This is a genomic window from Enterococcus sp. DIV0574, assembly GCF_051711125.1.
Lineage (GTDB): Bacteria > Bacillota > Bacilli > Lactobacillales > Enterococcaceae > Enterococcus_D > Enterococcus_D gallinarum.
Genome location: NZ_JBIOMA010000001.1, coordinates 2,489,093 through 2,515,442, shown reverse-complemented (window position 1 = coordinate 2,515,442; position 26,350 = coordinate 2,489,093). Strand labels below are relative to the sequence as shown.

Sequence of the window (26,350 nt, the reverse complement as noted above, 5' to 3'; positions counted from 1 at the left end):
GAATTCCGGCTGGTCTACAGATTCAATTTATCAGCAAAAGAGATAGGCGTATAGCAAAATGCTTAGCAGCCATCCTATTTTGGACGAACTGCTTTGCCTTGAGGTTCGTTTGAGATACCATCCATTCCACCGGCATGACCACCAACGAGATTCGCCCGTGCAATCGCTCGTCCGCCTTCTAATTTACTGGCAGCATGAACGATTGAAGTAAATCCATATTTGGCGCGAATTTTATCGATCAGTAAATCAAGCTTTCGCTGTTTTAGTTGTTCTTCCGGATCTTGGAACAAATCGAGCTGAACGCTTTGGGTAAAAACCAGTCTCGAATAAGTGATCCCCACATGACGAACCACTTGTCCTGTGTAGTATTTGCGAAATAAGAACAGTGCGTGAGCAATCAATAGTTTGGTGTTATCTGTCGCAGGGATTTTCATTTGGTGGGCAAAGCCCTTCTGTGTCTCTCCAAAAGCTGTTCCAATATAGAGATGGATACATTGTGTTTGGCAGCCTTCACGGCGGATTCGGGCGGCGACTTGTTCTGCCATTTCTTTGATAACTAATTCGATCTCGCTCTGCAAGTAATAATTTCGATTTAAGACTTGATTATTGCCATAACTTTTTTCCATTGTCTTTGGGGCTGGTTCTGCTAAAATCGTTCGATCGATCCCGTTGGCATGGTGGTATAATTGTTCCCCAATGATGCCCATACGGCTGCGCAAAAAATCTGGATCAGCATGAGCCAATGCTTTGATCGATTCGATCCCCAACTGAGTCAATCGTTTTTGGGTTCGAGAACCAATCCCCCAAAAATCAGTCATCTGCGAAATTCCCCATACTTTGCTTTCCACATCTTGATATGTCCATTCGGCAATGAAGGTGGGATTTTTCTTTGCTTCGGTATCGAGGGCCAATTTTGCAAGAAGAGGATTATCACCGATCCCGACAGTTACCCGCAGTCCAGTCGCTTTGAAGACATGGGCTTTGATTTTTTCTGCCATTTTGTGCCGCTTCTCGCTTCTAGAAAGAGAAGGATCAGGAAAAAATAAATGCAACGTTTGCGTCACATCCATCAGCGACTCATCAATTGAATAGAGTAAGAGATCTTCATCCGCCACATAGTTCCGATAAACGTTGTTGACTGTCAAATTTTCTTTGATATATAGATTCATGCGAGGTGAAACTTTATATAGATCCGGGTGGTTGGGCAAGTTGTCAGCACGAGTGACATTGGTAATCCCCAGAACAGTTTTCGCCATTGGCGAAGCTGCCAAGACTAATCCGTTTCCTGTGTTATCTGAATGAGACATGACTACTAGCAAGGCGGTCAAAGGATCTAGCCCTCTCTGGACACATTCGACAGATGCATAGAAAGATTTTACATCAATGAACAAAATATCCCGTAACGGTTCTTCTTCATAATTAAATCTCCCCATCAAAAACGCCTCCCTAGTTGTATAATACAAACATACGTTCTCTTTTGTAAAGCGAACACACCTTAAAACTTTTGATTTTTGTAAAATCATCGCGGCAATTAAAAACAGCTGCAACAAAAAAAGCCCTTGAGAAGGGCTTTAATGACATAAAAGCAGAACAGAAGCTGGCGCTAATAATCACGCGATGAGCTATCCTGTAATTTTTTCATTGCAGAAAAACAAGAGGGAATTTCCGTGACAAACTAAAATGAGTTTCGGCTGATGACGACAAACAATAGCTGGTTTTTTATTGTACTTTTCGTCAAACCTTCATTCTTTTTCGTTATAATAAAGGTATAGTGAATGAACGAACAAAAGGCTTAGATAAGTAATGCAAGCGATTACTGAACGTTGCCGCTATCTACTGGAATCCCTAGTGTAAAGGTCGTTCCATAGACGGTGCTTTTTACTTGTAAGATCCAATCGTTTTTCTTAGCAATCGATGAGACGATGAATAAGCCGAGACCAGTTCCATTGGACTCTGTCTTCGTTGTGAAAAAAGGCGTGAACATTTTACTTTCTATTTCTTTCGGGATCCCTGGACCATTATCTGTCACGGTAAGTTGCGCAAAATGTTTGTCGCAATAAGCAAGTGAATGGTTTTGGAATGCTGTCAACTGCTTATCTGCTGCTGCACTAAGTCTGACTTGGATGTGCGGGTTTTCTGGCTGAGCCTGATAAGCATTGGTGATCAAATTGTATAAAATAACTTGTAAGTCACTGGCTTCAATGAGTGCAGCGCCCACAAAAGAAGCTTGATAGGTCAATGTGACTTTCTTTGGTACGAGTACGCGCATGGTGTCAATGGCTTCTGATACCACTTCTTCGATCGAGAGGGATTCTTTCGTTTTGATTCCAGTCTTAGTAAAGCGCAATACATTCGTAGATAGGTTTTGGCCTTTTTGCGCTGCTTGGTAGACTTCATTTAGATCAGCAACGAGCGCTTCGTTTGACTGGTATTCTTCAATCAACAGTTGCAGATTTCCGATCATCGGAGTAAGAAAATTATTCATGTCATGAACAATGGTAGTGGTTAGCAGACCTACTGTTTCCAATTGCGATTTTTGCATCATTGATTTTTCAAGGGCATGCTTTTCCTTCAAAAAATTTTGCCGTTCAACTAAACGCAGATTTTCGATATAGGTCCGGTTTTGGCGATTGTAATGACTAAAACTGACTGCTAAAAGAATGATGATTGCTAAGAGAATGGTCAGTAAGCCAAGTATGATCAGATTTTTTTGCAGTGCGAGTCCATTTCGTTCATAAAAGTCCGATGAACTGGCAACGATCCAGCGTGCATCCCCAACCGTAATCCATTCATAGGCTGAGATTTTTAAAACTTTTTTGGGGTCTTCTTCTGTCCACCAGTAAGAATTGTAGCTTAATGTTCCTTTTTCATTGGTCTTTTGGACATCTTCTAAATGAGCCAAATCGCTGTAGTCGAGGTCAGGATATTTCAGCTTTCGCCCATTGATGATGTCTAATCCGATTTGTTCGGTGGAAGGGTGCATGAGCACTTTCATTTCTTCATTTTTGACCATCGTATAGCCATTTTGGTTTTCTGTTGTGTCAATCTCTTGCTGATATAGCTCTTCAAGATTGATTGGCAGAACCAAGATAGATTGAAGCACATGATGCTTGTCATAGACCGGTCGATATAAATTGACATAAGACGTATCATCAGCAAAGTAAGCTTCGCCGTTTTGAAGAACCGACCCCTTTAAAGCTTTGAGATAAAGGGGATCTTGATCAAAAGCCGTGACTTTGACAGGTTCTTTAACAAATTGGTCAGCATGGATGTCTTTGCCAGAAAGGAGAGTGCCCGTTGGTGAAACAAGATATAATCCGGCGGCAGCCGAGGTCTTGAATAGGAGACTGTTGTCCAACTGAGTGTCTTCGATCAGTTCATGGTAATTTTTTTCATTAAAAATATTCGAAGCATAATCTTCCAGTGCTAAAGTGTAAGATTTGATTTCCAATCGCAATATTTTGATTACAGAGTCATTGATTTTGGCTAGTTGATTCTCCCCCATTTTTAACGCATGTTTTTGTGTCTGCTGATAGCTGTTTGCTGTGATGACCATTCCTAATACAGTCAAAAAGAGGACGGTCATCATTCCTAGAACAAGCAATCTGCTTGAAGGCTTTTTCATAAAAAACGCTCCCTTTAATAATTTGATCCAAAGAACTAGGAGGAAAAAAAGTGAGAAACGAAAAAATTCTTGTCGTTGATGATGATCCAGCAATACGACGATTGATATGGAAATCACTCCAATCGACCGGAATCTTGATTTATCAAAGTGATTCGGTTGAAAAGACAGTCGATATCATGACACGGGTAAAATTTGATTTATTTTTATTGGACATTAGTTTAGAACATGAAAACGATGGGTACTATCTTGCTCAGATTATACGTGAAGAAGATCCACTTGTCCCGATCATTTTTCTCAGTGGCAAGAAAAATGAAGAAGACATCATTACTGGATTGGAAATGGGTGGAGATTATTATATTACCAAGCCATTTTTGCCTAACTTATTAAGAGCACAAGTAACAGTGACCCTTGATAGAGGGCAAGTTATCAAAGAGCATCGTGCCCTTTCAAAAGAGAGCAAAATCATGATTGGGGATTTCTGCTTTGACAAGTCCCGCTACCAACTCTACAAAAAGGAAGAGCCAATCAAGCTCTCATCCAAGGAAACAAAATTGATGCAATTTTTTATAGAAAACCCGGATCAAGTTTTTTCGAAAGAACAAATCTATCAAAGCGTATGGAACGGCAGTGAGCTAGACGCAAATACGGTCATGGTTTTTATCAATCATTTAAGAAATAAGATTGAAGATGATCCAAAGCAAGCTCGCTATATCAAGACAGTATGGGGATTAGGCTATACCTTTTTGCCCGATGGTGTTTAAAGGATCTCTTCTAGTTGAGCAAAATAAATACCTAATGCCAATAGATCTGCAGAACCTCCAGGACTTAAGTGGCGTTGAGTCAAAATCCTATCATAGCTTTGTAATTCATCAAGCAATTCTTCTTTTGAGAAGGGGGCTTGGTGAATTTTTTTGCTTTCTTCTTTCACTGTTTGCCAAGCGGATAAACCACCGCGATGCAATAAATTCCCATCTTCGATCTCACTCATCAAGAAAATCAGTCCCCGCAATAAACGCTCCTCCATTGGGAAATCAACAGTTGTCCGTAGAAACGGGAGTAGTTTGTGCGACAAACTAGGGTAGCCTGCTGCGGCTTCTCCTCGAATCCCGGTTATTCCGTATTCCAGATAAAGCTTTTCGCCATAAGTGAGCTGGGTCTTTATCTCTAAGTCTTTGAAATCTTCTGCGAGTAGGTGGTTTGTCATTTGCTGCGTGTAAGTCAAAATCCTCTCACTATCTTCTTTTATTAAAGGCAATGCCTTTTCTTGCAAGTACCAGCCAGTCGCCCCTAAAATGACTGCAAAAGAAAAATTGGCTCCTTTATGCGTATTGATGGCATGTGTTGCACGCAGCATGGCTTTTTCTGCAGCTACTCCGATTTTTCTAAGCTTATCAAACAACTCCCTAGGGGTTCCTTTGTGTGTCAGCCCTGCATGTAGGTACTGTTGAAAATACGGACGTAAGCTGATCGTGCTATCGATAAATGTGAATAAGTTCATGTCTTGGTGCGCACCGGTTGTCAAGGGATCCACAAGTCCAGGTTTAGGACTGAGACTGACTTCATAGAACAATGCTTTGATGGCATAGTCGGTAATCTGGTTCGAAAGGGACTCAGTCAATTTGTCTACGCTCCATTTCCGCCAAAATAAACTGCAAGGATCGATCAAGGTGTTCATGCGTGATCAGCGTGATTTGTTCGACATTTTTTGTTTTCATCCCGCGAAAAATCAGCCAGTGTTCTTCCAATGCTTTATCTCTTCGTTTCGTCGAACGGATAGCGATGTCGCGAAAATAAACGAGATAGGCTTGTAGTTCTAGGACAATTGATTTTAAGCGAGGCATTTGACTTTTTTCATAGATAAATGCGTTGAAATCAGAGAAATTTTTTAAAACCAGCTCTATTTCATCGGCCTCATTATATTGTTCCCCTTGTTCTAATAATGTTTGCAGTTCTTGGAAATCTGCTTCAGTCATTTGATTCATGGCTTTGATCGTTGCTAGGGTATCTAATGATTTACGGATATCATAAATTTCGTAGGCATCTTTGATACGAATACCTTTGACGACGATTCCCGCTTTAGGAATATGTTCGACAAGTTTTTCATTCACTAATTGCTTCATAGCCAGGCGAATAGGAGTTCGACTAATGTTCAATTCTTCAGCAAAGACTTTCTCGTTGATTCGAGTACCTGCTGGAATATCACCAAGGATGATGGTTTTTCGAAACGCTTCATAAATCAGAACGTTTAATGTTTTGTTTTGTGTTAAATCAAGATTTTTTTTAACGGCTTCAACTATATTACTCATTTATTTTCCTCATTTCTCATGATACCTCTGAAAATAAAACATGCTAGTAAATTTTTTTCAAGATTTTCTTTGATTTCCTCATGTATTACTAATAAAAATAGGGACGAGACCGCAATGACGACCCGTCCCAATCAATCCTGAATATTATTGTGGAATGTAAAGCGGCATATGACCTAATAACACAATGGTAACGATAAAGATGACAAAGATTCCCAATGCATATTTTGCTGATTCTTTTTGCCATTGACCCATATCCAATCCAGTCAAACGTAACAGCAAGTAGATAAAGGCAACCAATGGGCTTAATAAGTGGAACGCCTGTCCCATCAATGAAGCAAGAGCCATCTGCATATTGGTAAAGCCATAAGCACGCCCTGCTTCTGCTAATACAGGTAGCACACCAAAATAGAAACCATCATTTGAGATGAAGAAGGTACCTGGCGCAGAAATAAGGGCGATAACTAGCCCCCAGAAGCCGGCTAATTCTTTCGGAATAATGTGAGTAAAGCTGTTAGCCAATGCTTCTGCCATACCTGAACCTTGGAACAATCCCATAAATACGCCCGCTGCAAAGACTAAGATAACGACTTGAACAGCATCTCCGCCATTGGCTCCAATTCGTGAAGATTGGTCTTTTAAAACAGGGTAGTTGACCATTAAAGCAATACACGTTCCAACTAAGAACAACAAAAGTGGTGGCAGTGCAATCGAATCAATGAATGAGCTAGCTACGAGCCAGGCAATCAATCCAATCGTCAAGATACCATTGAAAAGAAAGTTTTTTGGCCGGCGAATCTGTAGTGTTTCAGGGTCTGTTACCGTTGTCATTTCTTCGATTTCATCTGCAGTCAATTCAGTGATTCCTAAGCGTGCCCGTTCCTGTTTCCCCATTCTGCGAGCAACAAAGAAGATGACATAAAGAACTGAGATGATCATTCCTGGTGCCAGATAAGTAAGGATATCGGCATCAACTTCTAAAACGGCCATAGCTCGAGCAGTAGGTCCTCCCCAAGGGAGCAAGTTCATGATGGTATTTTGCAAGATCACCAGTACCCCAAGGTTCATCATTTTCATGTTTAATTTTTTAAAAATCGGAATAAAGGCTGAACAGCAGATCAGGGTAGTGGTCGTTCCATCCCCATTTAAAGAAACGGTGGCCGCAACAACAGCAGTTGCCATCAAAACTTTCATCGGATCGCCTTTTGCGAAATAGATCATTTTTTTGGTAATCGGATCAAATAATCCAGCGTCCAGCATGATCGAGAAGTATAGTATCGCAAACAGCAACATAATCCCCGTATTAGAAGTTGTTTTGATTCCTTCTAGAACAAAATCCCCGATGTTTCCTTCTTTGGATACTCCTGACACCATTGCAACTAAGGTGAAAATCAAAGGAATGACCACCAAAGAAGTGAATGGAGACATTTTCTTTTTCATGATTACAAACATAAAGACAATAATCATGGCATAAGATAAAACCGTCAATAACATATTTTTCTTCCTTTCTACAACTGATTTAATAATTTCTGTTTTTGTAAACGGTGCCAATTCATTCCAATAAAAAACAAAGCTTCATGCCTTTGGGGGAGAAAGACACGTATTGGAAACAATTAGCTTTTCCGTTTGACGACTATAGAATAAGCAATATTCATTTGATAAGATAGATTGAAATCTGAAAAAGAACAGGAAAAAAACAATTTGGTATAGGTGTTCTTAAAAGAGGCTTAACAAGATATTAATAAAATCTTAACGGCTGATAAACGTTGATTTAACAATGTTTATCAGCCTTTTCGTTGTAAGGTGAAGAAATAGGAACAGAAAAAAAACAATAATCTTTGATTTAGAACTACCGGATTGGTCCATTATCAATATAATGTGGTTGAGAACGAAAAAAATGAAAGGAGTAACTTCATGGGATTATTCGCCCGACTGTTCAAAAAAAGTGAACCACATCAAGAAATAACAAAAACATCTTCTGAAACGCTCGATGATAATGAATCTGAAATGAAATGGAAAGCGGTTCCTGCATATATCGAAGCTAGTGAAGAAGAATATCAACTTGTTAGTTTGATCGCGACAGCCATTGCGGCAGGTGATCAACCTAAGAGCCAATTTGTGGTCAAGAAAGTAATGCAGCGCAATCCGGAGGCGAAACTTGTTTCCATCATCGCGTCAAGTCTAGCTGCTGGATTAAATGAAAAGAGTCAGTTTGTTATTCGAAGAATCAATAAAAATTAGCATTTTGGAGGAAAAACAATGTTACGTAAATTTAAAATTTCGATTGATGGCAAAGAATATCTAGTAGAGATGGAAGAAATCGGTGGTACACCACAACCTGTGCTACCCGTTCAACCTGTAGTTGAAACACCAGCTCCGCAAACCGCAACACCAGCCGCATCCGAGGCACCATCTGTTTCTAAGGCACCCATTGCCGCAGGTGCAGATGCCATGCCTTCTCCAATGCCAGGAACGATTTTGAGAATCTTGGTGAATGTTGGAGATACTGTGGCGGAAAATCAACCATTGATGATATTAGAAGCCATGAAAATGGAAAATGAGATTGTTGCCGGAAAAGCGGGAACAGTAGCTGGTATTCATGTCAATCAAGGAGAGATGGTCAATCCTGGTGACCCATTGATCACGATTCATTAATAGGGATGAATCAATAAAAAATTTAATGAATAGAGGAAGTGACGTTAGTGGAAACTCTGATTGAAGGCTTTTTAGGGATGGGACAAGAACCCGGACGGATTGTCATGATGGTAGTCGGTGGCATCCTGATGTATTTAGGAATCAAAAAAGAATATGAACCAACACTACTAGTTCCGATGGGACTAGGAACGATTTTAGTAAATTTCCCGAACTCTGGTGTTTTGAGTGCTGGCGGGGAACCTGGTCCTTTTCAAGTATTGTTTGATATGGGGATCTCAACCGAGTTATTTCCATTGCTTTTGTTTATCGGAATTGGTGCCATGATCGACTTCGGTCCGCTGCTCCAAAATCCTTTTCTGCTTTTATTTGGGGCTGCAGCCCAATTTGGTATTTTCTTTACGATTATCGTCGCTGTCTTATTTGGATTTGATTTAAATGATGCAGCTTCCATTGGAATCATTGGAGCCGCCGATGGTCCAACATCCATCTTTGTAGCCAACACTTTGAATTCCAAATATATGGGAGCAATCATGGTTGCAGCTTATTCTTATATGGCTTTGGTGCCGATCATTCAGCCGGTTGCGATCAAGGCGGTCACAACGAAAAAAGAGCGTTCGATTCGTATGAATTATCGCGCTGGCGAAGTCTCACAAACAGCAAAAATTCTTTTTCCGATTGTTATCTCTGTCGTTGCCGGGCTCATTGCCCCTGTATCTCTGCCATTAGTTGGTTTCTTGATGTTCGGAAATCTCTTGAGAGAATGCGGCGTATTAGACCGACTTTCTATCACGGCTCAAAATGAGCTGGTAAACATCATTAGTATTTTGTTGGGGCTCTCTATCTCAGTAAAAATGCAGTATGAAGAATTTTTGCAAGTCGATACATTGATGGTGATCGCTTTAGGCCTGGTTGCCTTCATCATGGACTCTGTAGGTGGTGTCTTGTTTGCAAAAGTGCTGAACCTGTTCAGAAAAGAAAAAATCAATCCAATGATTGGAGCCGCGGGGATTTCTGCATTTCCTATGTCAAGTCGAGTGATCCAAAAAATGGCAACGGATGAAGACCCACAAAACTTTATTTTGATGCATGCAGCCGGTGCCAATGTTTCTGGTCAGATTGCTTCAGTTATTGCAGGTGGTTTATTGCTTGCCTTACTAACCTAAGAAAGGAGAGATTCGATGTCAGCAGATTTAATGAAATCACTGGAATTATTAGTGCTGGGATGGGGCGGCGTCTTCGTGGTTATCTTGATTATCTATCTTGCTTCGATGCTGCTTAGCAAACTTTTTCCAATCAAAAAATAAAAAGATAAAGAAGAGACGTTTATGTATTCATTAAAACGGCTATGGCTAAGAGATCAAGGAGTCTATAAACAGTGGGCTTCCTTGATGGATCGAGCCGGTCTGAATAAAGAGGAAGAACTTGATTACACAGTGGGAATCTACGATAACGATTTACTGGTTGCTACTGGATCCTATTATCACAACATATTGAAATGCTTGGTTGTTTGCAAAGCCTTTCAATCAGAAAATCTACTGACGGAAATCATTCAGCATCTGGTTGATCGCTTGGCAGAAGAAGGAGAACAACATTATTTCTTGTATTCAAAACCCAGCAATGAATTGATCTTTCGCTCACTAGGGTTTCAGAAAATCATCGCAACCTCAGAAATTCTTTTTATGGAACGAGGACTGCCAAATTTTGCGAGCTATCTTTCTACGCTGGCTAAAGGGAAAAAAATGGGGACCGGAAGCGGGATAGTGATGAATGCCAATCCCTTTACCAAAGGACATCAGTATCTTGTCGAGACAGCTGCGCAGCAGAGTCAGCAAGTTTATGTCTTTGTGTTATCCGAAGATCGTTCAGAGTTTTCGACTGCAGATCGGATGGAAATGGTAAAACGTGGAGTCGCACACTTGTCCAATGTAACAGTTTTTCCCACCAATGATTACCTTGTATCTTCCGCAACGTTTCCTTCCTACTTTCTGAAAGACAGTGCCATAGAAACAGTAGCGAAGATCCAGGCAAAGGTTGATGCGCAACTGTTTAAAGAGAAGATAGCACCTGTATTAGACATTCGGACACGGTTTGTCGGAGAAGAACCCTATTCAAAGGTGACCGATACGTATAATCATGCGATGCAGGAAATGTTTGGCGACTCATTAGAATTGGTTATTTTACCTAGATTGAGTATTGATGGTGAGATCATCAGTGCTACCAAAGTTAGAGAAGCCTTGAAAAATCAGGATGACCGCCGTTTGAGACAATTTTTGCCATCAACGACATATCATTATTTAAAAAACGAGAGGTGAAACCATATGGAAATTACACAAATCGCAGTAGCCGGTACAGTAGAGTCGAGCGACATTTTGATTACTGTCGAGCCGACTGAAGCAGACCAAATCCAAATTTCTTTGGAAAGCAGTGTAGAGAAACAATTTGGTCAACAAATCAAAAAGGTGATCGAAGAGACCATCAAAAATTTAGGGATCAAGTCTGTTCGAGTAGCTGCCGTTGATAAAGGCGCTTTGGATTGTACGATTCAAGCTCGAACCATTACCGCGATTCATCGGGCAGCAAAAAAAGACGCATATGATTGGAAGGAGATTGATTCATGGAACGCTTAAGAAGAACCATGATGTTTGTTCCAGGTGCAAATGCAGCAATGCTAAGGGACGCACCCTTATATGGTGCAGACTCAATTATGTTTGATTTAGAAGATGCAGTTTCTCTTAAAGAAAAAGACTCCGCGCGTACATTGGTTCACTTTGCATTGAAAACATTTGATTACAGCAATGTAGAAACAGTCGTACGGATAAATAGTTTGGAAGCAGGTGGCGCCCAAGATATCGAAGCAATGGTTTTGGCTGGCGTTGAGGTTATTCGCTTACCAAAAACAGAGACGGCACAAGATATTTTAGATGTGGATGCGGTCATTACATCTGTTGAAAAAGACAATCAGATTCCAGTGGGCACAACGAAAATGATGGCAGCCATCGAATCTGCAGAAGGGGTATTGAACGCACGGGAGATTGCCAAAGCGTCAGAGCGACTGATCGGAATTGCTTTAGGAGCAGAAGATTACGTCACAAATATGAAAACCAAGCGCTATCCGGATGGACAGGAATTATCCTTTGCCCGCAACATGATTTTGCATGCAGCCAGAGCTGCAGGAATTGCGGCTATCGATACTGTCTATTCCAATGTGGACAATGTAGAAGGATTCCAAAATGAAGTGCAACAAATCAAGCAGCTAGGATTTGATGGAAAGTCAGTGATCAATCCACGACAAATTCCGTTGGTAAATGCTATTTATACACCGACAGACAAAGAAATCCAGAATGCCAAAGAAGTCATCTGGGGAATTCGCGAGGCCGAAGCGAAAGGCTCTGGAGTTATTTCAGTCAATGGGAAAATGGTGGACAAGCCAATCGTTGAACGTGCACAGCGAGTGATTGCATTGGCTAAGGCAGCGAAGTTGATTACGGAGGAGGATATTTAGGCATGGTCATGAATAAAGTAGGAAAAGATATTCCACAAGTATATGCTGACCAATACGGTGTTTTTGAAGGGGAATTGGCGCATATCGATACGTATCAAGAAGCAAGTCGTACCGTTACCCCCGTTCGTCCAAGAGATACCAAACTTCTTAGCAGTATTCGCGAGGCGATCGAAAAGACAGGGCTGAAAGATGGCATGACGATTTCCTTCCACCATCATTTTCGTGAAGGCGATTATGTCATGAATATGGTCTTGGAAGAAATTGCTAGTCTGGGGATCAAAAATATTTCTATTGCCCCTAGCTCCATCGCAAATGTCCATGCACCGTTGATTGACCATATCAAAAATGGCGTTGTAACCAATATTACTTCCAGCGGATTGAGAGACAATGTGGGTGCTGCTATTTCAGCAGGAATCATGGAAAATCCTGTTGTGATCCGTTCACATGGCGGTCGGGCTCGGGCCATTGCAGCTGGAGATGTGCATATCGATGTGGCTTTTTTAGGCGCACCAAGTGCAGATGCCTATGGCAATGCCAATGGTACGGTGGGAAAAGCAACCTGTGGTTCATTAGGTTACGCAATGATCGATGCAAAATATGCAGACAAAGTCGTGATCATCACAGATACGCTCGTGCCATTTCCGAATACACCAATCAGTATTCCGCAAACCGACGTGGATTATGTGGTTGAAGTGGAAGCAATCGGTGACCCACAAGGGATTGCCAAAGGAGCCACCCGCTTTACCAAAAATCCGAAAGAACTATTGATCGCAGAATACGCAGCAAAAGTGATCACAAATTCTCCTTACTATAAAGAGGGATTCTCCTTTCAAACAGGTACCGGTGGTGCTGCATTAGCTGTTTCCCGCTTTTTGCGCGAAGCGATGCTTAAAGATGGAATAAAAGCGAGCTTTGCATTAGGCGGTATTACCAATGCAATGGTGGAACTATTGGAGGAAGGATTGGTTGAAAAAATCATTGATGTACAAGATTTCGATCATTCTTCAGCCGTTTCATTAGGAAGCAATGCAGGACACTATGAAATCGATGCTGAGATGTATGCTTCGCCGTTAAGTAAAGGATCAGTGATCAACCAATTAGATACCGCTATTTTGTCCGCATTGGAAATCGATACAGACTACAATGTGAACGTGATGACAGGATCCGATGGTGTGATTCGGGGAGCGTCAGGCGGGCACTCTGATACGAGTATGGCATGCAAAATGAGTCTCGTTATTTCACCCTTAGTGCGAGGCAGAATTCCAACGATCGTTGACAAAGTAAATACGGTGGTCACTCCAGGAACAAGTATCGATGTGATCGTGACAGAAGTTGGGATTGCCATCAATCCAGATCGTCAAGATTTGATTGAACATTTTAAAACACTAGATGTGCCTCAGTATACGATCGAAGAGTTAAAAGAGAAAGCTTACCAGATTGTTGGAACGCCTGAAGCCATTCATTATGGCGATAAAGTAGTGGCATTGATTGAATATCGAGACGGCACGCTCATAGATGTTGTGAGAAATGTGTAGCTTGTTATTTGAGGGACCGGAAGTTTCATTAGCAGAAGTATTGGCGGCTAGAGAACAGCGTGCAAAACGGCAAAAGGAGTTACTGGAGTCGGCGCCCCAATACACACTGCTATCTGCCACCATGAATATTCCCGGACCTGTCAAAACATCAGATGAGTTAGAAGCTGTGTTTAAAAGCTTGACGGATGAAGTCGAGCGAGCAGTGGCGGATGCCTTTTCATTCCTTCATCTTTATCGAAATGAAAAAACTGGCTATGAATATTTTCTTTTACTTCCTTTAAAAAAAGAAGAACTAAAGAAAAGGATGGTGGCACTTGAAGAAAGACATCCTTATGGGCGATTAGCAGATCTTGACGTGCTTTGGCTAGAAGCGGGTGAAGTGCAGTCCATCAGTCGCGAAGCGTTAGGCTATCCAAGACGGCGCTGCTTTCTTTGTGACAAGGAAGCAAAACTATGCGGACGATCGAGAACGCATTCAGTCGAAGCAATACAGCAAAAAATAAATGAATTAGTTTCAAAAGGAAGGATGCAAGCAGATGACTAAGAAAATTCAATTCATGGAAACAGTCTTACGTGATGGCCAACAAAGCTTGATCGCTACCAGAATGCCGACGTCAGATATGTTGCCCATCATCAAAACATTGGATGAAGTAGGCTACCATTCATTAGAAATGTGGGGTGGAGCAACCTTTGATTCTTGTATCCGCTTCTTAAATGAAGATCCTTGGGAACGTCTTCGACAGATTCGCCGTGAAGTGAAGAACACGAAATTACAGATGCTTCTTCGCGGACAGAATCTACTAGGATACAAAAATTATGCGGATGATGTGGTGCGAAAATTTGTAGAGACATCGATCAAGAACGGAATCGATATTATTCGCGTATTTGATGCATTGAACGATACCAGAAATTTGGCGACTTCTATCACAACAGCAAAAGAAGCTGGTGGTCATTGCCAAACAGCGATCTCTTATACAACAAGCGAAGTTCATACCGTTGAATACTTTGTGCAATTAGCAAAAGAAATGGCCCATATTGGAGCAGATTCGATTTGTATCAAAGATATGGCTGGTGTGCTGACACCTCAAATCGGATTTGAATTGGTCAGCCGAATCAAAGATGCTGTGGATCTGCCATTAGAGGTCCACACCCACGCTACTAGTGGTATTTCAGAAATGACTTATTTGAAAGTTGCAGAAGCTGGGGCAGATATTATCGATACAGCAATTTCTTCATTTGCAGGGGGAACGAGTCAGCCAGCGACAGAATCTGTGGCGATCGCATTAGAAGAACTGGGATTTGATATAAACCTGGACAAAAAGAAATTGGCTGAAGTTGCTGATTATTTCAATCCAATCCGCGATCGGTTCCGAGAGGAAGGGATCTTGAATCCTAAAGTCAAAGATACAGAACCAAAAACACTGATCTATCAAGTGCCTGGTGGGATGTTATCCAACTTATTGAGTCAGTTGACAGAACAAGGTCTGCAGGACAAGTACGAAGAAGTATTGGCAGAAGTGCCGAAAGTGCGTGCCGACCTTGGATTTCCTCCTTTAGTTACCCCTTTGTCTCAAATGGTTGGCACACAGGCTTTGATGAATGTGATTTCTGGGGAACGCTACAAACTAGTCCCAACTGAGATCAAAGATTACGTTCGTGGTCTTTACGGTCGTCCTCCGGCACCAATCAAAACGGAGATCCAAGAAAAAATCATTGGGACGGAAGCAGTGATCACAGAACGACCAGCAGATTTGATTCCACCACAGCTCCCAGAATTCGAGCAAGAAATCAAAGAATATGCCAAAACGGAAGAAGATGTACTGATGTATGCACTTTTCCCAGCTCAAGCAAAAGATTTCTTGGGAAGACGAGAAGATCCGTTTTATGACGTAGCGATCCAGACAGTCGATGTGACTATCGCGATTCCATAAAAAGAAGATGACTGAAATGTTTCTGAGCGAGAAAACACTTTGTTTCAACTCAGACGTTTCAGTCATTTTTTTTGGCTAATAGAAGTGAAAAGGGGAAGAAATGGCCATTCAACAATTGATCGCAGCAGTGTATTTTTATTTTTGACAAGCGAGAAATAAAAACAAATAGAAAAAAGGATTTGTTAGAGAATATTTTTTAACAAAACAAAAAGAGTGGTCAACAATCAATGGTCGACGACTCTTTTTCAATAGTTTAGGTTATCCAATTTTTTTAACTCTCCCGCCAATTTTATTTGCGAAGCGTTCGGCATCTTCTTTGCATGTATAAGTCAAAGCAATTGATTTATCTCGAGTTCTTTTTCCTTGTGCTGTCAGATAACCATGAAATATCTTGATAGCATACACTGCACTATCCACCTCCTCTACCTTTAAAGAATAACAAAAATACCGCTTACAATCAAGAGGGCTTTAACAAAAAATAACAATTTTATACAATTCGATGCCTGTTTTTGTCAAGATGACCGTTTTTTTCATAACTGGGTCCCTTTTTCTCGTATAAATCACGATAACTGGTGCTGCCAGAAGCTTGCAACTGAGTATAATTCCTCCGCAGGGCGTATAATAAGGAAAACGATTCAGTCAATAACGGCAATGAAAACCAGTAAGGAGAAAAGAGATGAAAAATTTTCAACTTAATTTTATTACCAATAAGGAAACTGTAAGATGGCTGAAAATCTTGCATACCTTCGAGCGAATACCAACGCGATCAGTCAAAGAACTAGCCCAATTCACAAAAAGCACTTCACGAACGATCATTGCCGATATTACCGGAATTCGGCAATATTTTCAGCAGTCGATTCTGATTGAAAACACGAGTTCAGGCTATTTGTTCAAAGAAACCAATCGAGAAGCGTACCAAACTAAAAAGCGGTCATTGCTTGAAAATGAACCACTCTTTCACATTATTGAAGGGATTTTTCAAAGGCAGATCAAAGAGATCGGAGAATGGGCCGATCAACTCCACTTCTCAGAAAGTAGTTTGCTGCGCTATTTCAAAATGGTAGAAAATGAATTAGCGCGCTATCGACTGACACTGTCCCTGAAGAAAGTGGATTTCATTGGAAAAGAAATCGATATTCGCAGTTTCTTTCATGATTTTTATTATGAATCAGAAATAACTCCACACACGGTCTTGCCATCAATTGCCATCCAGTCGATTGCCTTTGCCTTACAAAAAAAGCACTTCTTCAGTAGCTATCCCAATGTTTCTTTGGGAGATTTTAGTTATACTCTAATGATTACTTTAGAACGTGAGGGAGACTTGCTTATCGAGTCAGAAATGATTCAAGCGCTGAAAGAACGAGAGGCATTCCAGCGTTTTTCAGCTATCAATGATGTGATTGATGCGTCAATCGGCAAACGTTTGCCAGTGGAGGAACTATTGTATTTGTATGTGATGATTTTGTGCCGGCGTTCATTGACGGATCTGGCTGGAGAACAGCAGTTTATTCAGGAACTCCAGCCGAATGTTGGGATTACAGACTGTGCCCAACTATTTTTATCCGCTTTTGGCCAGCAGAGCAATGACCTTCAGAGAGACATGATCCTTGTGCGGTCTTTTTTTACTATGCTGTATTTAAAAGAACAGCTATCACCAGTGACAAATCAAAATATTCTTGATATTCATGAAGTTGTCCAAGAGAAATACCCAGATTTATATCTTGAGTTATTAGCATTCTTTACCGAACACCATCAGACAATCTCAGGGGGAAAGACAGCAGTAACAGAAATCACCGTGATGGCCGTCCTATTCATGGACTCACTAAAGGAAATCCATTGGGGAGCACCTAAAAATATTGCTTTTTTATTAGAAGGAAACTACCTTGTTTGTCAGAATATCCAAGCAATGGCTATCAAATATCTTGGCCGATTCCAGCACCTGTTTTTCCCGAATGCATTAGAGATGAACTTAGATTATTTAGAGCAGAATCATATTGATCTAGTAGTGACAAATTATAGTGAATATGTCAGTGATCAATTGATTGGAAACTGGCATTTGCTTTTTAAGTCAATTCCAGACGCAGAGGATTGGAATCGACTATTGTGGGAAATCAATCCTCGAATCATCAATGAATTTTCTTTAAGAAATGGTCAGTAACACTCAGTTTGTCTCGCAACAAAGGAGGTGTCAGCAGTAGCAAATAGGAGCAAGAGGCTAGAGTCACATCCAATCAATTTGATGACATAAATCAGACGATCACGTACTGCTAGGTATCCGCTGTCAGCAGTACGTCGCTGAAGAATAAAAAAACTTCGTGTTTAAAAGAGCGTATTTGCTTATGAATAGGCTCTTTATTTGAGGTGTCGATTAGATGAGAGGAGTGTGTGGTTTGGGAAGAGCGTTGCTATTACCCATTTTATCAGTATTTAGTCTTGGTAGCTGTCTTAGTTCTTTTTTGATGGTTGTTGTTTATCGTTTGCCCCGTCAGGAATCATTGGGAGGCCGCTCTCATTGTGAGCACTGTGGAAAGGTACTAACCCCATGGCAGCTGATCCCTATTTGGTCATTTTTATTCTTAAAAGGCAAGTGCAGGAATTGTTTGGTACCGATTAATCGCAAGTATCCAATAAGTGAAATCGTTGGTGGGATCCTGTTGGTCATATTGTATATATTTTAAGGAATTGGAGGGAAAACAAAAGGGCAATGATTGAGCAGGAGTCAAGACGAAACAAAGCGAGAAATGATCAGAGGGAACAATCAAGAGGAACCAAATTATAGCCTGGCAGTATCCAGAACGAAAAAAAGGAGGGGGATTAGGGTGGTGTTGACAAAAAATCCCGAATAATACGGTTGACTAGCGTGAACACAGTCAAGGGGCTTCCATGAATGAGAGCCCTCGGACGAGAGAAGCAAGTCAGCCATTATTCGGGTATTCGAGGGATATGGTCAAAGATCAATTAGGAATTTTGCTGCGAAGCTTCGTCTTTTTGATAGACAAATGCACCGTTAAAAATGGTTGCAGTGACTTCTACCTCAAGCAGCTCTTTTTCTGAAAGGGGAAGAATGTTTTTTGAAAGAATACAAAGATCAGCCAACTGACCGACTTTGATCGAACCAATGTCTTGTCGACTGAGTGCCCGAGCTGCATCAGCGGTATGAGCAACCAGAGCATCCGCCACATTCATCACTTCAGAGGGCATCAATCCTTCTACTGGAGAGCCGTTTTTTTCTTTTCTAGCCACTGCATAATAGATCGAATCCAATGGAGACACATCGATCACTACTGGGCTGTCGGTTCCAAATGCTACTACAGCATCGTGGGTCAAAAAGGATTGAAAAGGAAACATTTGACTAGCGCGTTGCGGACCTACTTCTTCATCTAACGTTTCATAGCCGACTAATAAATGACTAGGTTGAACAGAAAGAACTAAATTGTCTTGTGCCACTAAAGAAAGATCTGCAGGATCCATGACTTCCAAATGCTCCAGTGTATTATTTTTACCGGCAGAGAGAGGGAAGCGCGCATGACTTTCATTAAAAAAAGACAACGCTTGATGGATCGCTTGGTCACCGATCGTATGGATGCGCATCGGCCAATTTTGCTGGTTTGCTAAGAAAATCAACTGGCGCATTTTTTCAATTGCAATCAGCGGCATACCAATATCACCAGTAAAATAAGGCGTTTCGTACTCCGATTTCAACAAAGCAGTATGGGTACTTGTTACACCATCAAAGAACTGTTTCACACCACCCATTTGGACTTTCTCAGATCGATAGTTTTGATAGATATCAGTTAAATGATCTATTTCCATACGCATCGCAGGGTAAAAAACCGCCCGTAAAGTCGCTTTTTCGGCAACTTTTTGGTAAAGCTCTGGATAAATCAAGTCGTCCCAGCTTTCGCCAGTCAGGGCAACATCGCCGATTGTAGTAATGCCATAGCGATTGAGCTGCTTCATGTAAGAAAGGTACGTTGAGTAACTGTTGGCTTGAAAAGATTGCAGCACCTCCGCCAAGTAATTAATAGCAACTGCCTCAAGAAAACAACCCGTCAATTCGCCATCTTTCATCAATGCTTCTCCACTGATTCCGGTAGGAACTGAATCGGTTGTGATTTCTAAGGCTTCCATTCCTTTACTGTTTAACCAAATGCTGTGGGCGTCTCCTGAGATCAGCATGACTGGCACTTCGTCACAGTAGTGATCAATCGTTGCTTTTGTGGGATAGACTTGTTGTCCAAAGTCACTGCTGAACCAACCAATCCCAATTTTCCAGCCATGGGTCACAGGAATTTGCGGTACTTGCTGGGCAAATGCTTCTTCAGTTGTTCCAGTGACATGAGTTAAATGCCCTGCATGAAGCAAAGCGGAAAGATAAAAGTGAATATGGGCATCGATAAAGCCAGGAATGATCATTTGGTCATGACAATCAATGATCGTTGTTTCAGCCGGTAAGTTGGTAGGTGTGGCATCCAAAGGACCCACATCCTTGATCCTAGTTCCTTCAATCAAAATAAAACCAGCAAAGGTCGTTTTTCTTTCTGTATCAAAAATGTAGGAAGACTTCAATAGTATATTCATTTTATAATCCCAACTTCCATTCGAGAAAAAGATCGTTGTACTGTTCAACGGCATTTTTTCCTAAGTATTCGTAGTGTTCCATCTGTTGCATTGCTTCCGGCTCTGGATAGAAAGCTTTATTGGAGGTCAATTCAGTCGGTAGCAGTTGCTTCGCGGTCTCACTCGGTGTCGCATAACCGACATACTCAGCGTTTTGAGCGGCGTTTTCAGGACGCAGCATGAAATTGATAAACGCATAAGCTCCTTCAAGATTGCCGACTGTTTTTGGAATCGCAAAGTTATCTGTCCAGATAGCACCGCCATCATCAGGGACGACATAGGTTATAGCAGGATTCTCAGACATGACATACGCTGCATCTCCTGAATAGCCAATGCCGATCGGTGCATCGTTGTTGACCATCAAAGTCTTGATCTCATCAGTGAGGACTGCTTTGACATTGGGGCGTAATGCTTCCAATTTCTCGATGGCTTGTTGAAGGTTTGCTGTATCTAGCTCATTTTGAGAAAGATCTAAAGTCTGCAAAGCCATTCCTAACGTTTCTCTTGCGCCATCAACAACTAGAATATCGTTGGCAAATTCCGGGCGCCATAAATCTGCCCAGCCATGAATGGTGGTAGGATCGATTTGGTCACTATTAACCATGATTCCAATAGTTCCCCAAAAATAAGGAATGGAGTAATGATTGTTTTTGTCAAAGCGCTGATCCATCAGAAAATCAGAAAGATCTTCACTGCCGACGAGTTTATCATGTTCTAAAGGAATCAGCAGCTGCTCCTCAATCATTTTAGGAATCATCGATTCACTGGGGAAAATCAAATCGTACCTGGTACCGCCTTGTTTGACCTTTGTTTCCATTGCTTCATTCGAATCAAATGTATTATAAATCACTGAATAGCCACTTTCAGTTTCGAATTTTTTTATCAGATCGGGGTCAATATATTCTCCCCAATTATAAATAATAACCGTGTTAGCATCATTTGCTGATGCACTTCCTGTTTCATTGGACAGTACAGCTTTGCCAACAAAAAGAATACCTAGGATCGCAATGATCCCGCCAAAAAATACGTGCAATCTTTTCAATTCATCAATTCCTTCTTTCTTATCACATTCTTATTCCTGTAGAATAAATGAAACCTTTTAAAAAGGCAATAAAAAGTTAGTCAGTGAAAAAACTGCTTTTTCTGATAGAAAAGGGAAAGTCGAATCAGTTGTAAAATCAGGGATCATTGCCTAAGCTATGAAAGAGACCTTTCGTTTCTTTAGAAAAATGACGGAAGCTCATTTACATAATCTCAAGGAGTGATTTACATGGAAACACGAGCAGTTGTTATTAATGAATATGGTGGTAAAGAAAAACTAGCAGAAGCGAAAGTTTCACTACCTGAACTCGGTGCGGATCAAGTGTTGGTGAAAGTTGCAGCAACTTCGATCAACCCAATTGACTGGAAATTACGCGAAGGATACTTGAAGCAAATGTTTCCTTGGTCATTTCCGATTATTCTAGGATGGGATGTTGCTGGAGAAATCGTTGAAGTTGGTCAGAAGGTTAAAGACTATCACGTAGGCGATCGGATTTTCGCTCGTCCAGAGACGACACGATTTGGGACCTATGCGGATTATACGATCGTGGATACCAACTTATTGGCACCTCTGCCAGAATCTATTGCCTTCACGGAAGCTGCAGCTGTGCCTCTAGCAGGATTGACTGCATTACAAGCTCTATTTGATCATGGTTCGTTAAAAGCTGGCGAAAAAGTGTTGATTCATGCCGGAGCTGGCGGAGTTGGGACCTACGCCATTCAACTTGCGAAAAATGCCGGCGCCTATGTCATCACGACGGTAAGTCCCCGTAATCATGAACTTGTTAAAAAATTAGGTGCAGATGAAGTGATCGACTACCATACAACGGATTTCGAAGAAGTTCTTACTGACATTGATTTAGTTTTTGATACAATGGGTGGCGAGATCCAAAAGAAAAGCTTCTCCGTTCTAAAAGAGCATGGCCGCTTGATTTCTGTACTGAGTATTGAAGATGAAACATTAGCCGCAACGAAACAAATTGAAGCAAAAGCAATTTGGTTACGTACAAATGGAGAACAGTTAAGCGAATTAGCTAAACTAATGGCTGATGGCAAATTAGTAAGTGTGATTGGCGAAACTTTCCCATTGACTCGTCAAGGTGTCTATGATGCCCATGCATTAAGTGAAACACACCATGCGGTAGGGAAAATCGTGCTCGACAACCAAGAGAATCTGGATAAAAATCAAGCGAAGTAGAGGAAGAGCGGAAATGAGATTGTGGCATGAAGCACTTTTGACTAAATTACCCCGGCAGCAATTGCTGGGACAGCATCGGGAAGTAGCTGCGCTGAGAGGCGCTGGCTGGGGAAAGAAACATGCGACAGTCGATTATGTTTTTGATCATTCTCCATATAAGTTGTATCAATACCATCTACTCGTCATGGCAGAGATGCAGCATCGGGGATACCGTCCAGCAGCAGCATGGTTAGAGCCTACTTATCGCGGTCAAAAGACACCTCCTTATCAGGTGTTAGTGCCGATTGAGCAATCAGTCCCTATTTATCCTGAACATACTGCAATGTATTTAGAGGAGTGTTTAGCTAATTTAAGAAGCAAAGGGATCTATCTCTGATGGCTAATTAAAAAACAAAAAAGTGCGCGTTCTTGTTTGAAGCAAGGACGCGCTTTTACTTTCTAAAACAATTCGTACACATTAGACTTACAAAAAGTAAGCATATCTTTCGCGTTAATAAAAAGAAGTTGTTATAGTGAATGCAGGAAGTATTTGAAAAGAGGGAAATGACATGACAATCAATAACAAACAATTAGAATTTGGGTTAGATACCTTTGGCGATCTTGCCTTTGATGACCAAACCCATCAACGAATCAGTTACAGCCAATCATTGAGAAACATTATTGCAGAAGGAAAGTTGGCCGATGAAGTCGGTGTCGATATCCTCGCATTAGGCGAACACCATCGAGAAGAATACGCAATCTCAAGTCCAGACACCGTGCTAGCTGCGCTGGCAATGGTCACTAAAAGAATCAAATTAGGAACGGGAGTAACTGTATTAAGTTCTGATGATCCAGTTCGGGTCTATGAACGATTTGCGACAGTTGATGCCCTTTCAAATGGTCGTGCGCAGATCATGTTAGGAAGAGGGTCATTCACTGAATCTTTTCCACTGTTTGGCTATGATCTGCAAGATTATGAAGAATTATTTGAAGAAAAAGTAGCAATGTTTCACGAACTCCTTAAAGGGGAGCCGCTGACCTGGAAAGGCAAATTTACTCAATCTTTGGAGAATGCCGAAGTTTATCCAAAACCCGAAGGAACACTGGATACGTATATTGGTGTGGGAGGAACACCGGAGTCGATTATTCGTGCTGTTCGCTACGGCTTTCCAGTTATGCTGGCAATCATTGGCGGGGAGCCTGCTCGATTTGCCCCCTATGTACAACTTTATCAAAAAGCAGCGCAACAAATGGGCAGACCGATTCTTCCGGTAGGGATGCATTCCCATGGGGTGATTGCGGAGACGGATGAAGAAGCGTACGAAATCGGTTGGCACTATATCAAGAAAAGTATGGATAAAATCGGAGAAGACCGTGGTTGGCCCAAGATGTCGAAAGAACGTTTCGATTTTGAAGTAGAACATGGCTCTTACTATGTAGGCAGTCCTGAGACTGTGGCACAAAAAATTGCGCGAACGATGCCGCAAGTCGGCGTCGAACGGTTTGATCTTGTTTATGGAACCGGTGGACAATTACAAAAAGACCGTCTGCGGACTATCGAACTTTATGGTACAAAAGTAATCCCTAGGGTCAAAGAACTATTGAGATCAGGTGGGAAATAATGGAAAAATCTAGAATTGGCATATTAGGAGCCGGCAAGTTGGGGTTAGCTTTAGCAAAATTAGGAGCAGAAGCTGGGTATGAGGTCTGGATCGCTAGCAGAAAGCCAGCGGAAAAGAATGCTCTAGCTGTTGAAATCCTTGCTCCAGGTGCAAAGGTGAAGAATGTCTCAGACATCCTGACGGAAATGCCAGTCATTTTATTAGCAATCCCTTTAAGCAACTATCCGTCACTTCCCAAGGAGCAGCTGGCTGGTAAACTTGTGATCGATGCAATGAACTATTGGTGGGAAGTTGATGGAACCAGCAAAACGTATTCGACTGTTGAAGAAACATCTTCAGAAAGGGTCCAAAAATATTTTGACCAAAGCAGAGTTATCAAGGCATTCAACCATATGGGTTATCATGATGTTCAAGACGAAGCTCGGCCGGCTGGTTCACCAGCCAGAAAAGCCATGGCAATCGCTGGTAATGATCCGGAATCTATGTCTCAAACGGCCAAAATCGTTGACGACTTTGGCTTTGATCCGGTAGTGATCGGTCGTCTAGCCAATGGTCTTATGCTAGAACCTGGCGGTGAACTTTTTGGCGCCAGTGAGACAAAAACAAATTTAAATCATTTAATTGAAACGTTTTATCAGAGTGCTCAAGGCAAACAATTACTCGAACGACAAAATTAAAAAGAACCTCTTTAGCGAAACTCACTTTTTCAGTGAGTAGGGCTAAGAGGTTCTTTTTGTTTCTCAATCTGCTGGATCGCTTTTTCTTGAATACTGTTTGCGATATAGCCAATCTCATTTCGTGTAATAAAGATGTCTGTTGCTTTGAAAGGAACTTTCTGAAAAGGAGGGACGATATTTCCGATAATCAAATCATAGGTTGCTTTGACGGCAGGGATTGAAAAAGAGTCTAACGGATTGAGAATCGTGATTTTCAGGTCGTAGGGGACGAACTGTTTGATTTGTGTTCGGATCATTTCCGTATGGTCGCTATTGGTATCGTAGAACAAGGCGAGATGATAATCTGCATGTTGATCAATGATTTGTTTTGTAAATAGTGGAAAAGAAGTATGAAAAATATAAATCAAATGGTTGATCGTAGCAGGGCGAATCGCCGGTAATTCAGAATGAGTCACTAGCTGAACAATATCCTTGTTGATTGCTTGCTGGACAGGATCGCAGTTATCAACAAAACGGGCCAGGCGATCATTCAAAATACAATACGGAACATTCAAATTCGTTTCCAGCAAATATTTGAAACTAACAGCATCCAATTTTTCTTGAAAGTCTGTTTCGGTGTAATGGTATTTAAGAAAAATTTGTTTAGTCAATTGATAGAAGATTTTTTTTACTTGTTTATAGATAGCTGGGTCGGCTGTGATATGAGAAGTCAGATAACCCATAACTTTTTCTAAATAAGAGCGTTTGTAGCGAGAGAATTCAGCGAGATCGATTTTTTCTAGAAAATATTCAATTTTATTCGATTGCACTTCCGTGGCAAAAAGCCTCTCTCGTTTACTATGTACATAAATGATAAACGCTATTTTTCGTATGTCAGAAAAATACAGCTTTAATGGAGTAACTTCAGCCAAAAGTTGTGCAACTTTTAAAAATTCTTGTTCCTGATTTTTACTGGCATCTCTAAACTCATGTTGGTATTTCTCCAAAAAGAAAACCATGTAAAACTGGCGAATAGTAATTTCATTCCCAGCTATGCGGATAGGTTTTTTTTCTATATGAAAATCAAAAGGACGTATGACCGTGTTGATTTTTTTAATTAAACGAATAATTGAGGATTTGCTTAGATTCAATTCAATCGCTAGTGTCTCATAACTGGAAAAGTGGGATGAAAACAGAAGTTCCAAGAGTTTGAAAGCAGAAGAGTCAGCCAAGAAAAAACTATAGACATCCGATCGTGAAGCGAAAGAATGGAATTCCAGACTCACTTGGGAATGATTGTCTATATTTATTTGAAGAAAGGACAGATCGTGATTGATCTCTGTCACATACTTTCTGAACAACGACAAAGACAAGTCAAATTCATCCAGCAAATCAGCAATAAAACAGTGACGGTCATGCAACAAACTTTCAATCAACTGCAATTTTATTTGTGAAGCAGTTGACAATAAACCTCTGAACATAGCTTTCCTCCAATCAGTTATGTATTGATGGTAGCACGTTTTTCCAAATAGTCAAAAATATTTGAAAAATGATTTTTTTTGAACACTTAGTTTATGCCAAATTTGGGAAAATAAAGGTGAGATAACACATGCTTTTTTATTGATACTTGTCTCTGATTTTCTATAAAAAAGGTATGTTATTGAATGAAAAATAGGTTCTGGT

26 protein-coding genes are annotated in these 26,350 nt (G+C 41.0%); 17 read left to right on the top strand and 9 right to left on the bottom strand.

The annotated features are described in order from the left end of the window. Positions 1-74: 74 nt before the first annotated feature. Both IGJ45_RS12170 and IGJ45_RS12165 read right to left on the bottom strand, forming a co-directional pair. Positions 75-1,433 carry a Y-family DNA polymerase gene (locus IGJ45_RS12170; protein ID WP_156247997.1) on the bottom strand — a complete coding sequence of 453 codons (1,359 nt, stop codon included), beginning with the start codon at positions 1,431-1,433 and terminating at the stop codon, positions 75-77. A gap of 380 nt (positions 1,434-1,813) precedes the next feature. After that, positions 1,814-3,625: a sensor histidine kinase gene (locus tag IGJ45_RS12165; RefSeq protein ID WP_438768685.1), complete on the bottom strand. Its 1,812-nt coding sequence runs from the start codon at positions 3,623-3,625 to the stop codon at positions 1,814-1,816. 50 nt (positions 3,626-3,675) lie between these two features. Here IGJ45_RS12165 and IGJ45_RS12160 point away from each other — a divergent pair, with 50 nt between their 5' ends. Next, positions 3,676-4,386 carry a response regulator transcription factor gene (locus tag IGJ45_RS12160; RefSeq protein WP_003125750.1) on the top strand — a complete coding sequence of 237 codons (711 nt, stop codon included), beginning with the start codon at positions 3,676-3,678 and terminating at the stop codon, positions 4,384-4,386. On the opposite strand, the gene citG is transcribed toward IGJ45_RS12160, so the two are convergent. The 3 genes from citG to IGJ45_RS12145 all read right to left on the bottom strand — a co-directional run bounded on the left by citG (position 4,383) and on the right by IGJ45_RS12145 (position 7,422). After that, entirely contained in the window at positions 4,383-5,243 is an 861-nt protein-coding gene (citG, locus tag IGJ45_RS12155) for a triphosphoribosyl-dephospho-CoA synthase CitG (protein WP_138371112.1), read from the bottom strand. The two genes, IGJ45_RS12160 and citG, sit on opposite strands and share 4 nt — an antisense overlap. Continuing rightward, positions 5,236-5,931: a GntR family transcriptional regulator gene (locus tag IGJ45_RS12150; protein ID WP_003125752.1), complete on the bottom strand. Its 696-nt coding sequence runs from the start codon at positions 5,929-5,931 to the stop codon at positions 5,236-5,238. Before IGJ45_RS12150 ends, citG begins: the two co-directional genes overlap by 8 nt. Positions 5,932-6,075: 144 nt before the next feature. Continuing rightward, a complete protein-coding gene (locus IGJ45_RS12145; protein ID WP_349703624.1) occupies positions 6,076-7,422 on the bottom strand; it encodes a CitMHS family transporter in 1,347 nt (448 codons plus the stop codon). A gap of 420 nt (positions 7,423-7,842) precedes the next feature. Between IGJ45_RS12145 and IGJ45_RS12140 the strand changes: the two genes are divergently transcribed. From IGJ45_RS12140 to IGJ45_RS12095, 10 genes are read left to right on the top strand one after another with little or no spacing between them, the layout of a single operon-like run. Continuing rightward, the gene (locus IGJ45_RS12140) at positions 7,843-8,169 is read left to right on the top strand and encodes a hypothetical protein (protein WP_005470668.1); all 327 of its coding nucleotides are present in this window, start codon (positions 7,843-7,845) and stop codon (positions 8,167-8,169) included. Between the two features lie 18 nt (positions 8,170-8,187). Beyond that, on the top strand, positions 8,188-8,583 hold the full coding sequence (locus tag IGJ45_RS12135; RefSeq protein WP_176332978.1) for an acetyl-CoA carboxylase biotin carboxyl carrier protein subunit: 396 nt from the start codon (positions 8,188-8,190) through the stop codon (positions 8,581-8,583). Between the two features lie 47 nt (positions 8,584-8,630). Further along, positions 8,631-9,746: a sodium ion-translocating decarboxylase subunit beta gene (locus IGJ45_RS12130; protein WP_081131559.1), complete on the top strand. Its 1,116-nt coding sequence runs from the start codon at positions 8,631-8,633 to the stop codon at positions 9,744-9,746. Positions 9,747-9,761: 15 nt separating this feature from the next. Continuing rightward, a complete protein-coding gene (locus tag IGJ45_RS12125) occupies positions 9,762-9,887 on the top strand; it encodes an OadG-related small transporter subunit (RefSeq protein WP_005470670.1) in 126 nt (41 codons plus the stop codon). Positions 9,888-9,908: 21 nt separating this feature from the next. Beyond that, entirely contained in the window at positions 9,909-10,895 is a 987-nt protein-coding gene (citC, locus tag IGJ45_RS12120; RefSeq protein ID WP_081131558.1) for a [citrate (pro-3S)-lyase] ligase, read from the top strand. A 6-nt stretch (positions 10,896-10,901) separates the two neighbouring features. After that, positions 10,902-11,210, top strand: a complete 309-nt coding sequence (citD, locus tag IGJ45_RS12115) for a citrate lyase acyl carrier protein (protein ID WP_081131557.1) — start codon at positions 10,902-10,904, stop codon at positions 11,208-11,210. Then, positions 11,198-12,085, top strand: coding sequence for a citrate (pro-3S)-lyase subunit beta (gene citE / locus IGJ45_RS12110; RefSeq protein WP_081131556.1), 888 nt, complete (start codon positions 11,198-11,200; stop codon positions 12,083-12,085). The genes citD and citE overlap by 13 nt, the downstream gene beginning before the upstream one ends. A 2-nt stretch (positions 12,086-12,087) precedes the next feature. Further along, entirely contained in the window at positions 12,088-13,620 is a 1,533-nt protein-coding gene (citF, locus tag IGJ45_RS12105) for a citrate lyase subunit alpha (RefSeq protein ID WP_081131555.1), read from the top strand. Continuing rightward, positions 13,613-14,164 carry a citrate lyase holo-[acyl-carrier protein] synthase gene (citX, locus tag IGJ45_RS12100; protein WP_003125765.1) on the top strand — a complete coding sequence of 184 codons (552 nt, stop codon included), beginning with the start codon at positions 13,613-13,615 and terminating at the stop codon, positions 14,162-14,164. The genes citF and citX overlap by 8 nt, the downstream gene beginning before the upstream one ends. Beyond that, positions 14,157-15,551: an oxaloacetate decarboxylase subunit alpha gene (locus IGJ45_RS12095; RefSeq protein WP_081131554.1), complete on the top strand. Its 1,395-nt coding sequence runs from the start codon at positions 14,157-14,159 to the stop codon at positions 15,549-15,551. Before citX ends, IGJ45_RS12095 begins: the two co-directional genes overlap by 8 nt. Before the next feature lie 258 nt (positions 15,552-15,809). Here the strand turns inward: IGJ45_RS12095 and IGJ45_RS12090 are convergent, their stop codons facing one another. Continuing rightward, entirely contained in the window at positions 15,810-15,956 is a 147-nt protein-coding gene (locus IGJ45_RS12090) for a hypothetical protein (protein WP_086269049.1), read from the bottom strand. Between the two features lie 271 nt (positions 15,957-16,227). Here IGJ45_RS12090 and IGJ45_RS12085 point away from each other — a divergent pair, with 271 nt between their 5' ends. Together IGJ45_RS12085 and IGJ45_RS12080 are read left to right on the top strand one after the other, a co-directional pair. After that, a complete protein-coding gene (locus IGJ45_RS12085; protein WP_138371108.1) occupies positions 16,228-17,709 on the top strand; it encodes a helix-turn-helix domain-containing protein in 1,482 nt (493 codons plus the stop codon). Between the two features lie 214 nt (positions 17,710-17,923). Beyond that, positions 17,924-18,229 (top strand): prepilin peptidase, encoded by a 306-nt coding sequence (locus IGJ45_RS12080; protein ID WP_081131553.1) that lies wholly within the window; start codon positions 17,924-17,926, stop codon positions 18,227-18,229. Positions 18,230-18,509: 280 nt separating this feature from the next. Here the strand turns inward: IGJ45_RS12080 and IGJ45_RS12075 are convergent, their stop codons facing one another. Next, entirely contained in the window at positions 18,510-20,132 is a 1,623-nt protein-coding gene (locus IGJ45_RS12075) for an amidohydrolase (RefSeq protein WP_349703623.1), read from the bottom strand. A 1-nt stretch (position 20,133) separates the two neighbouring features. Further along, complete coding sequence (locus IGJ45_RS12070; RefSeq protein ID WP_138371106.1) at positions 20,134-21,213, bottom strand: ABC transporter substrate-binding protein; 1,080 nt, start codon at positions 21,211-21,213, stop codon at positions 20,134-20,136. A 228-nt stretch (positions 21,214-21,441) separates the two neighbouring features. Here IGJ45_RS12070 and IGJ45_RS12065 point away from each other — a divergent pair, with 228 nt between their 5' ends. The 4 genes from IGJ45_RS12065 to IGJ45_RS12050 all read left to right on the top strand — a co-directional run bounded on the left by IGJ45_RS12065 (position 21,442) and on the right by IGJ45_RS12050 (position 24,688). Then, on the top strand, positions 21,442-22,410 hold the full coding sequence (locus IGJ45_RS12065; protein WP_349703622.1) for an NADP-dependent oxidoreductase: 969 nt from the start codon (positions 21,442-21,444) through the stop codon (positions 22,408-22,410). A gap of 13 nt (positions 22,411-22,423) precedes the next feature. Beyond that, entirely contained in the window at positions 22,424-22,786 is a 363-nt protein-coding gene (locus IGJ45_RS12060) for a TIGR02328 family protein (protein ID WP_171917231.1), read from the top strand. A gap of 172 nt (positions 22,787-22,958) precedes the next feature. Then, positions 22,959-24,011 carry an LLM class flavin-dependent oxidoreductase gene (locus tag IGJ45_RS12055; RefSeq protein ID WP_311809682.1) on the top strand — a complete coding sequence of 351 codons (1,053 nt, stop codon included), beginning with the start codon at positions 22,959-22,961 and terminating at the stop codon, positions 24,009-24,011. Further along, complete coding sequence (locus tag IGJ45_RS12050; RefSeq protein WP_195957862.1) at positions 24,011-24,688, top strand: NADPH-dependent F420 reductase; 678 nt, start codon at positions 24,011-24,013, stop codon at positions 24,686-24,688. Before IGJ45_RS12055 ends, IGJ45_RS12050 begins: the two co-directional genes overlap by 1 nt. Before the next feature lie 29 nt (positions 24,689-24,717). Here IGJ45_RS12050 and IGJ45_RS12045 read toward each other — a convergent pair whose 3' ends face one another. Further along, positions 24,718-26,148, bottom strand: a complete 1,431-nt coding sequence (locus IGJ45_RS12045; protein ID WP_103301000.1) for a helix-turn-helix domain-containing protein — start codon at positions 26,146-26,148, stop codon at positions 24,718-24,720. Positions 26,149-26,350: the final 202 nt, after the last annotated feature.

Bases quoted from the DNA above. Each gene is read 5' to 3' on its own strand.
- IGJ45_RS12095 (WP_081131554.1), top strand. From the start codon at position 14,157: ATGACTAAGAAAATTCAATTCATGGAAACAGTCTTACGTGATGGCCAA.
- citX (WP_003125765.1), top strand. From the start codon at position 13,613: ATGTGTAGCTTGTTATTTGAGGGACCGGAAGTTTCATTAGCAGAAGTA.
- IGJ45_RS12165 (WP_438768685.1), bottom strand. From the start codon at position 3,625: ATGAAAAAGCCTTCAAGCAGATTGCTTGTTCTAGGAATGATGACCGTC.
- IGJ45_RS12125 (WP_005470670.1), top strand. From the start codon at position 9,762: ATGTCAGCAGATTTAATGAAATCACTGGAATTATTAGTGCTGGGATGG.
- citC (WP_081131558.1), top strand. From the start codon at position 9,909: ATGTATTCATTAAAACGGCTATGGCTAAGAGATCAAGGAGTCTATAAA.
- IGJ45_RS12170 (WP_156247997.1), bottom strand. From the start codon at position 1,433: ATGGGGAGATTTAATTATGAAGAAGAACCGTTACGGGATATTTTGTTC.
- IGJ45_RS12140 (WP_005470668.1), top strand. From the start codon at position 7,843: ATGGGATTATTCGCCCGACTGTTCAAAAAAAGTGAACCACATCAAGAA.
- IGJ45_RS12055 (WP_311809682.1), top strand. From the start codon at position 22,959: ATGACAATCAATAACAAACAATTAGAATTTGGGTTAGATACCTTTGGC.
- IGJ45_RS12150 (WP_003125752.1), bottom strand. From the start codon at position 5,931: ATGAGTAATATAGTTGAAGCCGTTAAAAAAAATCTTGATTTAACACAA.
- IGJ45_RS12065 (WP_349703622.1), top strand. From the start codon at position 21,442: ATGGAAACACGAGCAGTTGTTATTAATGAATATGGTGGTAAAGAAAAA.
- citF (WP_081131555.1), top strand. From the start codon at position 12,088: ATGGTCATGAATAAAGTAGGAAAAGATATTCCACAAGTATATGCTGAC.
- IGJ45_RS12080 (WP_081131553.1), top strand. From the start codon at position 17,924: ATGAGAGGAGTGTGTGGTTTGGGAAGAGCGTTGCTATTACCCATTTTA.
- citD (WP_081131557.1), top strand. From the start codon at position 10,902: ATGGAAATTACACAAATCGCAGTAGCCGGTACAGTAGAGTCGAGCGAC.
- IGJ45_RS12050 (WP_195957862.1), top strand. From the start codon at position 24,011: ATGGAAAAATCTAGAATTGGCATATTAGGAGCCGGCAAGTTGGGGTTA.
- IGJ45_RS12075 (WP_349703623.1), bottom strand. From the start codon at position 20,132: ATGAATATACTATTGAAGTCTTCCTACATTTTTGATACAGAAAGAAAA.
- IGJ45_RS12145 (WP_349703624.1), bottom strand. From the start codon at position 7,422: ATGTTATTGACGGTTTTATCTTATGCCATGATTATTGTCTTTATGTTT.
- IGJ45_RS12060 (WP_171917231.1), top strand. From the start codon at position 22,424: ATGAGATTGTGGCATGAAGCACTTTTGACTAAATTACCCCGGCAGCAA.
- citE (WP_081131556.1), top strand. From the start codon at position 11,198: ATGGAACGCTTAAGAAGAACCATGATGTTTGTTCCAGGTGCAAATGCA.
- IGJ45_RS12045 (WP_103301000.1), bottom strand. From the start codon at position 26,148: ATGTTCAGAGGTTTATTGTCAACTGCTTCACAAATAAAATTGCAGTTG.
- IGJ45_RS12135 (WP_176332978.1), top strand. From the start codon at position 8,188: ATGTTACGTAAATTTAAAATTTCGATTGATGGCAAAGAATATCTAGTA.
- IGJ45_RS12085 (WP_138371108.1), top strand. From the start codon at position 16,228: ATGAAAAATTTTCAACTTAATTTTATTACCAATAAGGAAACTGTAAGA.